The organism is Exiguobacterium sp. UBA3491 (assembly GCF_002377745.1).
Lineage (GTDB): Bacteria > Bacillota > Bacilli > Exiguobacteriales > Exiguobacteriaceae > Exiguobacterium_A.
In genome coordinates this window covers 131,620-144,494 of record NZ_DFQK01000021.1, presented here as the reverse complement: position 1 = coordinate 144,494, position 12,875 = coordinate 131,620, and the positions used below count along the sequence as shown (strand labels likewise).

11 protein-coding genes are annotated in these 12,875 nt (G+C 48.9%); 5 read left to right on the top strand and 6 right to left on the bottom strand.

Going from position 1 to position 12,875, the window contains the following annotated elements; genetic code table 11:
• Window positions 1-22: 22 nt before the first annotated feature.
• Window positions 23-319 (bottom strand): DNA-directed RNA polymerase subunit beta, encoded by a 297-nt coding sequence (locus tag B4F99_RS07710; protein ID WP_214852135.1) that lies wholly within the window; start codon window positions 317-319, stop codon window positions 23-25.
• A 401-nt stretch (window positions 320-720) separates the two neighbouring features.
• On the opposite strand from B4F99_RS07710, the gene B4F99_RS07705 reads away from it, so the two are divergent.
• Together B4F99_RS07705 and B4F99_RS07700 are read left to right on the top strand one after the other, a co-directional pair.
• Complete coding sequence (locus tag B4F99_RS07705; protein ID WP_290756447.1) at window positions 721-2,091, top strand: copper amine oxidase; 1,371 nt, start codon at window positions 721-723, stop codon at window positions 2,089-2,091.
• A gap of 94 nt (window positions 2,092-2,185) precedes the next feature.
• Window positions 2,186-3,118, top strand: coding sequence for a class F sortase (locus tag B4F99_RS07700; protein WP_290756445.1), 933 nt, complete (start codon window positions 2,186-2,188; stop codon window positions 3,116-3,118).
• A 214-nt stretch (window positions 3,119-3,332) separates the two neighbouring features.
• Here the strand turns inward: B4F99_RS07700 and B4F99_RS07695 are convergent, their stop codons facing one another.
• Both B4F99_RS07695 and B4F99_RS07690 read right to left on the bottom strand, forming a co-directional pair.
• A complete protein-coding gene (locus B4F99_RS07695) occupies window positions 3,333-3,656 on the bottom strand; it encodes a winged helix-turn-helix transcriptional regulator (RefSeq protein ID WP_035410591.1) in 324 nt (107 codons plus the stop codon).
• A gap of 66 nt (window positions 3,657-3,722) precedes the next feature.
• Window positions 3,723-4,880 carry an AI-2E family transporter gene (locus B4F99_RS07690; protein WP_290756442.1) on the bottom strand — a complete coding sequence of 386 codons (1,158 nt, stop codon included), beginning with the start codon at window positions 4,878-4,880 and terminating at the stop codon, window positions 3,723-3,725.
• 250 nt (window positions 4,881-5,130) lie between these two features.
• Here B4F99_RS07690 and B4F99_RS07685 point away from each other — a divergent pair, with 250 nt between their 5' ends.
• Window positions 5,131-7,671 carry an ATP-binding protein gene (locus B4F99_RS07685; RefSeq protein WP_290756439.1) on the top strand — a complete coding sequence of 847 codons (2,541 nt, stop codon included), beginning with the start codon at window positions 5,131-5,133 and terminating at the stop codon, window positions 7,669-7,671.
• Between the two features lie 100 nt (window positions 7,672-7,771).
• Window positions 7,772-8,620, top strand: a complete 849-nt coding sequence (locus tag B4F99_RS07680; protein WP_290756436.1) for an NAD(P)-dependent oxidoreductase — start codon at window positions 7,772-7,774, stop codon at window positions 8,618-8,620.
• Window positions 8,621-8,670: 50 nt separating this feature from the next.
• On the opposite strand, the gene B4F99_RS07675 is transcribed toward B4F99_RS07680, so the two are convergent.
• From B4F99_RS07675 to B4F99_RS07665, 3 genes are all read right to left on the bottom strand, one after another.
• Complete coding sequence (locus B4F99_RS07675) at window positions 8,671-9,453, bottom strand: flagellar hook-basal body protein (protein WP_290756433.1); 783 nt, start codon at window positions 9,451-9,453, stop codon at window positions 8,671-8,673.
• A 13-nt stretch (window positions 9,454-9,466) separates the two neighbouring features.
• Window positions 9,467-10,255 carry a flagellar hook-basal body protein gene (locus tag B4F99_RS07670; protein WP_290756429.1) on the bottom strand — a complete coding sequence of 263 codons (789 nt, stop codon included), beginning with the start codon at window positions 10,253-10,255 and terminating at the stop codon, window positions 9,467-9,469.
• Between the two features lie 278 nt (window positions 10,256-10,533).
• Window positions 10,534-11,733 carry a multidrug efflux MFS transporter gene (locus B4F99_RS07665; RefSeq protein WP_290756426.1) on the bottom strand — a complete coding sequence of 400 codons (1,200 nt, stop codon included), beginning with the start codon at window positions 11,731-11,733 and terminating at the stop codon, window positions 10,534-10,536.
• A 180-nt stretch (window positions 11,734-11,913) separates the two neighbouring features.
• On the opposite strand from B4F99_RS07665, the gene B4F99_RS07660 reads away from it, so the two are divergent.
• Window positions 11,914-12,783, top strand: a complete 870-nt coding sequence (locus tag B4F99_RS07660; RefSeq protein ID WP_290756423.1) for a hypothetical protein — start codon at window positions 11,914-11,916, stop codon at window positions 12,781-12,783.
• Window positions 12,784-12,875: the final 92 nt, after the last annotated feature.

Genomic DNA, 12,875 nt, shown 5'->3' with positions numbered 1-12,875 from the left:
CAGCTCCCATCACTGATTAAAATTAAGATTTCATCCAAAAATCGGTGATGCGGGTCCATGTGTCGAGCTTTAACACATCCATTGCCTCGCCACCACCAAACGTCGCATAACCCACCATTGCACCGACGATCAGTGCTACGACGATGAGAACGAGAACGATCAGTACACGTACGACGATCGGAACTCGGCGTGTCGAGTACGCACGAAGACGTCGCTCGGATTTGTGCTCCGGATTGCCGGTTTCCTGGTTCGAAGGCTGTTGCTTCTTCTTCAGGCGTTCACGCGTTGGCTGATCCGTGCCTGTTTGGTTTTGTACCATCTTGATCACCTTTCATTGATTCAGTCTGAGAACAGTATAGCATATTAGTACCTGGTATTAAATAGTTCCAAATTCGCTACAAAACGTGTTCCGCAACTAGTGTAACACGACCAGACAGGCAATTTCTCTAAAAAATTTTAGTTTGTGTATATAAGGAAGCAGAAAAACAGTTTCCCACGATCTGCGGTTTTTGGCGATTTTTTTAAATCCAAAATGAACGGCTCGGCGTAAGCTTTCCAGAACGACGCAGCAACGGTCCACCGGATGGCATGAAACATCATTTCAACAGTCTATTCAAAAAAATAAAACTTCATGCAATCCAAATCGACCAGTGATGCGTAAGCTATTCAGAACAGGCAAAACTTACCAAATAAACCAAAAAACGAGAGGAATGATTTCAGATGAAACACACGAAAAAATTCGCAGCATCAGCAATGGCAACAGCACTCGTACTACCAGGAACGGCAGTATTCGCTTCCGGTGGCGGAGAAGACATGAAACAAGATGCACCGAAAAACGTCACGGTTAAAACAAAAGCCGCTGACCTTCGTGCCACACTCGATCAATTACTCTCTGAGCACTTCGTCCTTGCTGTCATGGACATGAAGAAACAATATGACGGTTCGAAAGACGCACAGTACTACGAAGCAGCACTCAAACAAAACGCTCTTGACATGACTCCAGCAATCGCTTCTGTCTATGGTGACGAAGGCGCGAAACAATTCGAGAAAATCTTCGTTGCTCATAACAAATATACGACTGACCTCGTCAAAGCCGTAAAAGCGGATGACCAAGACGGTATCAACGCTTCGAAGAAAGAAACAGAAGAGTTCGTACAAGATCTCTCAAGCTTCCTTGATACAGCAACGGAAGGTAAACTCCCGAAAGCAGCAGCTGAAGAAGTTCTCCGTGCGCACGAGGCAGACGTCTATAAAACATTTGAGCAATACGCAGCTGGTGACTACGAAGGATCGTACAACACGTTCCGCGAAGGATACAGCCGCATGTATGATATCTCAAAAGCACTCTCTGTCGCGATCACAACACAGATGCCTGAGAAATTCGACAACACGAAAGCTGACTCAAAAGCAGCCGATCTTCGTTCAACACTCAACAGCCTCGCCGCTGAACACGTCGCACTTGCCAACCTCAGCATGACAGCTGGTGTGGATAAAGCAAAAGACTACGATGCGGCAAACTGGGCTGAAGACATGCACACAGCTGACTTCAAAGCAGCCATCAAATCAATCTACGGTCAAGCCGGTGCTGATCAATTCGAAAAAGTTTGGACGAAAAACCACATCGAAGCACAAGCGAACCTCGTCACAGCAGCTGTCAATGACGATAAGAAATTGATGGGTGACGCGCAAGACATGCTCAAAATGTTCTCGAACGATTTCGGTGCATTCCTTGGTGCGGCTACAGAAGAAAACCTTCCAACAAAAGCAGCACAAGAAGCCGTATCCGGTCACGAGACGTACGTCCAAGACACATTCATGCAGTATGTGGAAGGCGACTACAAAGGTTCTGTCGACACATTCCGTGAGTCTTACGCTTACATGTACGGCGTAGGAGCTAACCTCGGTGATGCCATCGTCAAACAATCACCAGAGAAGTTCATGGATGGTACTCCAGGATCAATGCCGAACACAGGTAACGGTGGTATGAGCGATAGCAACAACACAGCTGCAACAACTGGTGCGATCGCAGTATTCGGTCTTGCACTCGGAGCAGTTGGTCTTGTCCTCGCACGCAAACGTCAAAACGCCTAAGAAATTGGGTATACTCAAAAACAGGATAGCGATCCGCTATCCTGTTTTTTTTACATAGAGGGAACCCCTTCTCTCGGAAAGGAGCTACGCGCACATGAACCGTTGGTTATTACCGGTGAGCATTCTTTTGATGGTCGCATCGGTCGGGACATTGCTGTTCCTCTTGTTCGGTCAATCAAAGCCGGACACGTCGAACATCACGCAAGGTGATGTTAAAACAGAATCCGCGGCCTCTTCCGAGACGAAGGAAGATCCGCTCAAGCCGTCAGAAATCTTTAAGAAGGAGTTCAAGGATCTCTCGACGACAGAGGTCGAGCTCCCAAAACAACTCTTCATTCCGAAACATGACATCAAGACGAAGGTCGAACAAGTCGGACTCGATCAAGATGGCGCGATGGCAACGCCTAAAAATGAACAACAAGCCGGCTGGTATAAGTTCGGTCCGCGTCCGGGTGATGTCGGGAACGCCGTCATTGACGGTCATACCGATACGAAGACCGGTCCCGCCATCTTCTATAAACTGCATGAACTAAAAAAGGGTGATCCGGTCGAAGTGACGGATGCTTCCGGGCGTAAGCTCGTCTTTCGTGTCAAAGAGCTCATCCAGTACGATCACTTAAAAGCACCACTCAAAAAAATCTTCGGTCCAGCCGATACGCGGAACTTGAACTTAATCACGTGTATCGGAACGTACGATCAGAATCAAGGAACGTATGATAACCGCCTCGTCGTTTTCACGGAATTAGACGAAAAGGCATCAGATCCCGTCAAGACACCACCAAAACCAGCGACGAACATCCGTGTCAGTGGTGGATTCATCAACTGGTACGCCTCAACAGATGAGGACGTCGACAAATACAACATCTACCAAGAGAAGGACGGAAAACGCAAAAAACTCGGTACAACGGAATCGATCGAGCGTAAAGCATTCCCACTCCCTAAAGATGCAACAGGTCGTTTCGTCATCACGGCAGTCAGTAAAGCCGGAATCGAATCAGAGGATGCGTTCAGCGCCGTCCAAAAATGATAGTAGAGCAGGAACCAACGGATGATTTGGTTCCTGCTTTACTTTTATCTACTACTCTTCAAGTTCGTTCACTCGTTCAGAAGCATTGAAGAAGACATGCATCGCCTTGTTTTGATCTGGTTCTTTACTCGTATGTCATTTTTATAGGAGGATCGCTTCAAAAAACGTAAAAAAGACCTCTGAGCAGCTGCTCGGAGGTCTAGAATCCTGCTGTTCAATATCGGATGTGCTGTTTACTCCACCGGATCGATTCCGTGAATTGTCGAACGAGGTCTTCTGCCGGTGCCGTCAAATAATAGGCCAGTCCGTGCACTTTCTCAGACATCTGCTGGATGACGAGTCCGTCTTCAATCAGCTCCTGCAGCTGCTCGAGGATTTGCCCGTGCGACTGATCAATCCGTTGCTCGAGTTCCCCGATCGTCAATGCGCCATCACGCAAGAGATAAATGATGCTCGACTTCAAACTGTTCTCGAAGTTGTGTTGAAATTTTTGCAACGCCAGTAGATCGGCTTGTTCTTCGGTATGACGTGAATCCATCTGATTCTTGCCCCCTTCTCTTAGCTACCTCTTCAGTATGACGCACTTTTACATGAATTTCAAAACTCAATCGCGCTCCGTGATGATCGTATCGAACGTCTTTTCTTCCTCCGTGATGACCATCTTCTTCTGCGATCGGAGGTGATAGAGACGACGGATGTTTAGAATGACGACCTTCATGACAGCGTAGAACGGTACACCGAGCAAGACTCCGAAGAAACCAGCGATGTTCCCCGCGACAAGCAAGACGATGATGATTGTCAACGGGTGGACATCGAGTGTCTTCCCTTGTACAAGTGGTGACATGATGTGCGAATCGATCTGTTGCGCGACCGTCATGACGATGATCGCATAAATCGCAAGGATCGGATCCTGGATGAACCCAACGATCAATGCCGGAATGACACCGAGAACCGGACCGAGAAACGGAATGATGTTCGTCAGTGTCGCAAACAAGGCGAGTAACAACGCATAATCGATTCCGATGATGAGATATCCGATATAGGCGATGATCCCGACACCAATACTGACGATGACTTGCCCGCGGATGTAGCTCATGATCGTCACGTGGACGTCCCCGAGGATTTTTTGCGTTTCCTTATGGTACTCATACGGCATCAGCTTAACGAGATTACCTTTAAGCTTATCGCCGTCAAGTAACATATAGATCAACATGATCGGAATGATGATGATCGTCACGACCGCTGTCGTCAGGACGCTGACGAATCCACCGACACCCGTACCGATGTTCTTCAGGAACGTCGATGCGTATTCCGAGATATTCCCTGAGAACTTATTGAACAAGTTATCCGGTCCTGATAGGAAACGTGAAAAAGCTGCACTGTTTTCGAGTTGGTCTCGAACGTCAATCAATTGGCGCTGGAACTGTGTCGCAAGCGTCGGTATCGAATTGACGAACTGTGTGATCTGCTCCGACAACATCGGACCAAAGATGAAGCCGAGTGTCGTTAAAATACCGATTAAACCGACGAGCACGATTAAGACAGCAGGTCGCCGCTTCATCTTTTTCTCGAGCAACTCGACGATTGGCAACAGGACATAGTAGAGAATCCCAGCGATTGCAAGGGGTGGTACGACCATTTGAAGCAGAATTGCGATCGGTCGGAACAAGAACGTAACATGATCGCCAATCCAGACGATGATGAGCAATGTCATGACCCACCATGCGAATCGATACCATTTGTTTTCAAACATTTTTTGCATCTAACCACTTCCCTACTTAAAATGATGAAGTTCAATATCTTCTATGGTTTTTCCTTAAAACATTGCTTCTTAATCCTTATTCTTAAAAAATGTATCATTTAATATCAATTAACAAATATATGATATATTTGTTTTAGTGGTTTTTGCAGATTCAAATTTGCCGAGACCTTTAAAACTACGTAAGATGAATATATTCGGCATTTAAGCAATCTTTTTCATACATGTAAAACAGAATACGGAGGATACCCCAGTGAAATGGATTAATCGTACCATCGGTCGTCAATTGATGTTCGCCTTCTATATGGTGTTCGTCGCTCTTAGCATCACGTCTGCGATCGTCTATTTCTATACGGAACAGAAGATCGATCAAGCCAATGCAACATTTGATGATTTACGTGAACGGCGGACGAATGCGAATGCACTCGCTAACGAATGGACCGTCGCGCAAAGTAACGTCAAATCTTACTTATTGACTGGTTCACAGGAAACACTTGATCAGGTGAAGACGAATCAGCAGGAAATCAATCGTCTGACGACGTGGTTCGAAAAGTATGCAATTTATGAGCAAGGGAAAGAATATGCGACAGCGACTCGTCGCATTTATAACGATTATTTCGGTACATCTCTTCCACTTCTCAACGAATACGTCGAAGGAAAAAAGGACGGGAAGATCAATGAAGACTTTGTGACTCCTGACACGCTCGCTGCTCTTTCCAACGGGAAAGACTTGTTCACCAAAAATGGGACGTTACGCGGGTCGGTCAGCTTATCAGAAGCAGACGTCGACATGACACGGATTGATACGTTGCTTTCAGATTATCTGACGTTGATCGAAAAGAAGGAAATGGACGCGAAAAACGATCTTTTAAGTGAGATGCGTGTCGCGCAGTTCATCTGGCTGTCGAATCTCGTCGTCTTGATTCTCGTCCTCTTATCTCTCGTTCGCCCATTCATCAGCCGCGTCACGAAACAGATCAATACGCTATCCCACGACAGTGCTCTACTTGCATCAGGGGAAGACATCCAAGCGATTCCGTTACCGAAACGTAAGGATGAACTGCATACGCTAACGGCATCGTTCAATCAGATGGCGGCTTCGATCGCGGACAATAAAGTCCACATGCTCGCGAAGAACGAAGAACTCCAAGCGCAACAGGAAGAACTCGTCGCGCAGCAAGAAGAATTGCAAGCGCAGCAGGAAGAACTCGAGGAAGCGCTTGATATCACACTTCGGAGTGAACAACACCTCAAGTATCGTAATGAACTGACTGAGACGCTTGCTTCTCGTGAGACGTTGACGGCTTATCCGGAAATCATCGAGAAACTCGTCTCGATCACGCATTCTGAAATCGGTGCCCTCTTGTTCCTCGATCAACAGGAAGTCCGCTCGACGATCGATTACGGAATGACAGAAGAGATGGTCGGTCGTCTCGCCTCTGACGATCAGTCGCTCCTGCACCGGGCACGTCTCTTGAAGCGTCCTGTGCACTCATCGAAACAGGTCGCGCACGAAAGCCCGCTTCCGTACCCGTACTATATGTATGAAGTCGCGGTTCCGGTCCTTGATCCGTCAAAAGAGCATATGATCGCCTGCATCTATCTCGTTCGTTATCGTGATGCCTTCACGACGGAGCAGATGAGCGACATCTTGTCGTTCTCGCATCAATTGTCGCTCTCCCTCCTACGGATGGGGATCTATGAGGAAATGATCCGCGAGAAGAACAAGACGACGCAACTGTTGAACTCGATTCGCGAAGCTGTCGTCTACATCGAACATGAGACGGATGAGTTGCTCGTCAACGAACCCCTCATGACGTTGTTCCCGGAAATCCCGACAACGTTCGAAGACGAAGAACGTTCTGCCTTCGAGCAAGCGATGCAGGCACTCGCTGACATCATTGACGAACCGGCAGCATTCGAACGTTACATTGAACAGATCGTCGAACTCGATTTACCGAAAGACAGCTTGATCGTCTCGATCCGCAAGCATAGTACTTACATCCAGATCTACGCGGAGAAGATCGAGGTCGATGGCCTGTGGGTCGGTACGATGCTCGTTCTCCGCGACGTGACGAAAGAAACGGAAGCCGAGCGGATGAAGGAAGAGTTCGTCTCGACCGTCTCGCATGAGTTACGGACACCACTCTCTTCCATCTACGGCTTCACGGAGCTGATGCTCAACAAACGGTTCGAGGAGGAACGGCAACGGAAGTACCTCCAGACGATCCACTCCGAGACCGGTCGCCTGACGACACTCGTCAACGACTTCCTCGATGTCCAGCGCATGGAGTCGAGTGAACACCGTTATGAGATGACGACGTTTGATGTCGTTGAACTTGCCCAGGACTTGATTGAGTTTTATGATGTCTCCCATGAGACGCATATAATTGATTTCGAGGCCCGTGGACCAATCATGATCGACGGGGATGCGGAAAAGATGAAACAGTTGCTGAACAACCTGCTCAGCAACGCCGTCAAGTACTCGCCAAACGGTGGTACAGTCTTGATACGGATTACAAATGAACTTGGTTTCGCTCAAATCCGTATCCAAGATGAAGGCATCGGGATTCCGCAAGACGCCCTTCCGAAACTGTTCGATAAGTTCTATCGTGTCGATAACTCCGAGACACGCAAAATTGGTGGAACCGGTCTTGGTCTGTCGATTTGTAAGGAGATCGTCAAGCACCACAACGGAACGATTGATGTCGAATCCGTCGTCGGTGTCGGATCGACCTTTACGATTCGTTTCCCGATCGCCGTTATTTCGACCATCCTCACCTATGAAGATTAATCACACGACCGTTCACATCATGTGGACGGTCTGTTTTGTCGTTAGATTCGGCGAAGCGCGGGGTATAGTCAAAAGCGCATTATTTTAAGGAGGAATCGACATGAAACTCGGATGGATTGGGTTAGGACATATGGGTGTACCGATGGCAAAACGGCTACTCGACGGCGGTCATGATCTGATTGTCTATAACCGGACGTATGAAAAGACTGCTCCGTTGACAGAATTAGGAGCAACAGCTGTCAAAGAAGTACAGGACGTGGTACGTCAGAGCGACATTCTCTTCGTCATGTTAGCGGACGGACCTGCCGTCGCGTCCGTTCTCGAAAGTATCCAAGAGAACCTCACCGGTAAGACGATCGTTAACTTAAGTACAATCTCACCAGAAGAAACGAAGGAGATGGCTCATCTCGTCGAAAAGAATGACGGGACGTATCTGGAATCGCCTGTCTCGGGCTCCGTTCCGGTCGCAGAAAACGGTCAGCTCGTCCTGCTTGCCGGCGGTGACGCGAACGTCGTCGCGACTTGTCAGCCGTATTTTGACCTACTTGGCAAGGAAACGATTCATTTTGGACCACATGGCTCAGGCAGTGCGGCGAAGCTCGCCATCAATTTATTGCTCGCAGTCGTCGGTCAAGGGGTCGCGGAAACATTACTACTTGGAGAAGGTGCCGGGCTCGAGAAAGAGAAGCTGATCCAGATGATCAGTGCTTCCGGGATGAACACTCCCCTCTTCAGCGGTAAACGTGACATGTACCGGAAGAACGACTTCCCGTCTGCTTTCCCGCTCCGTCTGATGGCAAAGGATCTCGGACTGATCATGGCAGAAGCGAGACGACAACAGCTTGAGCTACCCCTTGCGCAAGCAACGGACGCTAGCTACACTGATGCGAAACCCGCTTACGGCGACGCGGACATGGCCGCGATCTATCTCGCGTTACAGGAAAAATAATGAAAAGGGTGATACCTCTCTTGTGAGAAGCATCACCCTTTTGTGATGTTTTATTTCAGTGACGTGACGATCCCCATCATCTGATCACTCGTCATCAACGCTTTCGAGTTAAACTGATACGCTCGCTGGAGCTGCGTCAAGTTCGTCATCTCAAGCGCCATATCGACGTTCGATGTCTCAAGCCGACCGACCGTCAACGGATTACCCGTCGCATTCTGGTATTGTCCGGTTGCTGTGAACAAGCCACCCCCGACTTCCGTCAGCTCTCCGTAGTTCGGGATGTTCGCGACACCCACTCGAGCGAGGACACGACGATCCCCGTTTAAGATGCCGGTGATGTTGCCGTCCTTGTTCAGTTCAATCTCGGTCGCGTTCGCCGGTAAGACGATTGGATCATTCGCCTGGTTGATGACGGAGCGCCCGGCATCGTCCGTCAACAGGACTTGTCCGTTCGCTTGCGGCGACAACTGGAAGTTTCCGTCCCGCGTAAACTTCGTCACGCCATCCGTATCGATGACACCGAAGAAATGGTGCGGGTTTCCGAGTGCCGCATCGAGTTTTCGATCCGTCGTCCGGAATGTTCCGACGCCAAAACGTGTCGCTTCGTTCGCGACATAACCACCGACGCCGAGTCGAAGACCCTCTGGCGTCGTCAAGGGACCTGGTGTGAAGCCTGTCGCTTGGTTATTGATGTTACGGACGAGTAGTTCATTGAACTGAGCATCCCGCCGTTTATAGCCGTTCGTATCCACATTGGCAAGGTTTTGCCCGGTCGTATCAAGCTGTTTTTGCAGTTGTCCCATCGTACTTGCGGATGTATAGATTGATTGCATCGTATCCTCCTATTTAGCGAACGCGCCCGATTTCGGAAACAGCTTTTTCTGCTGTCCGGTCGTACGCTTGAATGACTTTTTGATTGGCTTCGAACTGACGCAGACCAGCATTCATCTCCGCCATCGTCTGTTCGATCTCGACATTTCCGAGTTCGAGTACACCTTGATCGACTCGGACGTTTCCGGCATTCAATGGATTGGCTGACCGGAATAGACCATTTCCGGTCCGTTCGAGCGTCTCCGGTTGATCCGTTACGACGAGACCAAGGTTTCCGATCGCTTGACCATTTCCATCCGTGACGGTTCCGTCCGCGTCGACTTTGAAGTCCTCATTGACGACATCGAGTGGTTGCCCATTCGTATCAAGAACGAGATCATTTTCTGTCGTCCGGAGTAGGCCGTCTTGTCCGACGGCAAACTGTCCGTTCGTCGTGTAAAGCGTCTCTTCCTCTCCTGTCAACGGATCCCGGTGACGAATCGTGAAAAGCGGCGCTCCTTCAAGTGAACTGATTTGCAGATCGGTCGCATTGCCTGTCTCCGTGATCGAACCTTGCGTGAAGTTCGGGGTCGCTGCCTGCATGAAGACACCGGTCGCGAGTTTCCCGACCGTCGCGACTCCCCGCACCCCGGTCCGTTCATTGTTTGCTGTCTGCTGGATCAGCATCTCCGGAAACGTCCGGAGTGACGCTTGATCAGCGCGGAAGCCCGGCGTCCGCGCATTCGCCAAGTTGTTACTGAGCATTTCCTGTTGACGTTGTAATGCCTGCATCGCATTTGACGCCGTATACATTCCTCGTAGCATGCATTCATCTCCTCATTGACTTCATGTTCAATTCTTTCCTTTCAGTATATCGGTCGACCGAAGAGGAATTATGAGCTTTTTTGAACAAAACGGTAATATCCATTAGAGATGCATCGAAAGACCTACCTCAATTCCATAATCCGCTTTTCCATAGCTTGTATATTAAAAATTGACAAATATTGTTATACTTTAGATACTAATTTAAAGATACTTAAGGTGAATCCTATGAAAAAAAGCTTCCGTTCCCCAAACACCGTCTAGGAAATGGAAGCTTCTCATTAGTTATTCGGATTTTTCTTTAAGACAGCCGTTTGTGTTCGCTCTAGCACCGCATTCGTGATGACGATCAAGCCAGTAAAGAGGAACAGCGCTTCAAAACCAAAGTGACCGGCAATCTGTCCACCTGCGAGTGGTCCGAGGAAGTTCCCCATGAACTGCGCGGACTGGTTATATCCAAAGATCCGTCCCGATGCATTCGCTGGCGTATTCTTCCGTAACAAGGTTTGGACAGATGGCAGCAGTGCTGCTGTCGCAAAACCGATCCCCATCCGTAAGACGATCAATTGACTTGTATCCGTGACGAATGCTTGCGGAATCAAGAAAGCTGCAAAGACGAGTAACGCAAAGAATAAGACACGCTCAGCGCCAATCTTATCGGATAGACGACCCAGTCGTTGTGCAGCGATCAGTGCCGCAATCCCTGGTGCCGAGGCAACAATCCCAGATAACAAGGCGAGTCGTTCGGTACCTGGACTGAGTTCCCGGACATACAGCGACAGAATCGGACTAATCGATTGTGCCGCGAACTGAATCAGGAACGTCGTCAAGAAAAGGCTTAAAATGAGTTCCGGATGGCGAAGTGACTGGATGATTTCTTTCCCAGACGCCATCTTTTTGACTTCCAGTGGGACGAATTCTTCTTTGACGAAGAAGTAAGTCACGAGGAAGGTAATGAAGAGCGGAACACTCGTAAAGAGAAAAACGGGTCGAAGCCCAACAACGTCGGCGAGGAATCCTCCAATGAGAGGTCCTAGCAATCCACCGGCAATCCCACCGGTCGACAGGGTGCCGAGCGCCCAGCCACTTTTCTCTTTTGGGGTTTGGGAAGCAACCATTGTAATCCCGGCTGAGATGAATCCGGATACGGCTCCCATGACAAGACGTAGGAATACGAGTTGATACACGTCTTGAACGAAACTGATCAAGAACATGACGATCGACATACCAAGACTTGCTCGGAGTAGCATGAGCTTACGCCCTTTTCGATCGGCAAGACGTCCCCAAATGGGTGAGACGATCGCAGCGACGAGGAAGGTGGCACCAAAGGCGATCCCGGACCACGTCGTAATATCTTGTCGGCTGTCGACACCGAGTTCTTCAATGAATAAAGGCAAAAACGGTAATACAAGACTGAGGGCGGCAGCGGTCAAAAAACTACCGAACCAGACGACTACTAAATTTCTTTTCCACAATGGCATTGTGGCATCACTTCCTTTTATTTTACAATTCGTTTCAATATAACAACTTTCAATATACACTTCACAATGTGAAATGTCTAGGATTTGAACTGTCAAAGTGTAGAACAGGACCTTTGATGCATATAAGTCAATGCGTAACGACCGATAGTAAGATAATCCACACGAAGGAGTGAAATTGAAATGAAACGCTTTTTGATTGGCGTAGTCTGCCTGTCGTTGCTTCAATTCGGACTACCACTCAAGAGTTCAGCTGCCGTTTCCGTCACTCGTCACACGGTCATCTGGTCCATCCCAGAGGCCAAATCCATTTCAACGAAGATCAATCAGCTGGCAAACAGACAGATGAAACGTGTCTATCTGCATGTCGCTGTCGAGGGTGACCGTACTCTCTACCGAACGTTCGTTGAAAAAGCGCATGCTGTCGGAATCGAAGTCTACTTTCTGTTCGGACAGCCACGCTGGATTACAAACGAAGGAACGACAGCTCGACCGAACGTCGAGGATCCGCTAGCCTGGATCTCGACCTATCAGCAGGAGACGATCAGTCATCCGGACGGCATCAGTGTCGATCTCGAACCGTACGCCTTACCGGAATGGGAGACGGACCAGCCAGGAGTCATCGCCTCTTATGAACGGATCTTACTCGCCTTCCGTGAGAAATCATCTGCTGAAGGATTACCGCTACAACTGTTCCTCCCGTTCTGGTTCCATACCATACAGGATGCAAGCGGGCGTTCCCTTAGCGAGTGGGCGATGGACCTCGCTGACGAAGTCACGTTGATGAGTTACCGGACCGTTTATGGTGGTGGTAACGGACTTGGCGCCATCACGATGTCGGATGCACTGTATGCGGCGAGTAACGGATATCGTTTATCGTATGCGATCGAATTCACGGAGCTTCCGGAAACACCAGACATTACGTTCTACGGCAAAACACGGACGCAGCTGAATCAGCTCGTCAATCAGACGATGGCAAGTTCGTTGCCACCAAGTGCCATTGTCTATCATGATTTTGAAGCCTACCAGGCTTTCATGCGTAGTACGCAATAAGTCATCTTTATGCCCCTTTGCTTTTCATCCGCTTTCCTCAGGCGAGACACAAGCCAGTCTTCACTGTTCGTATAACAGTGAACCTGGGTCTT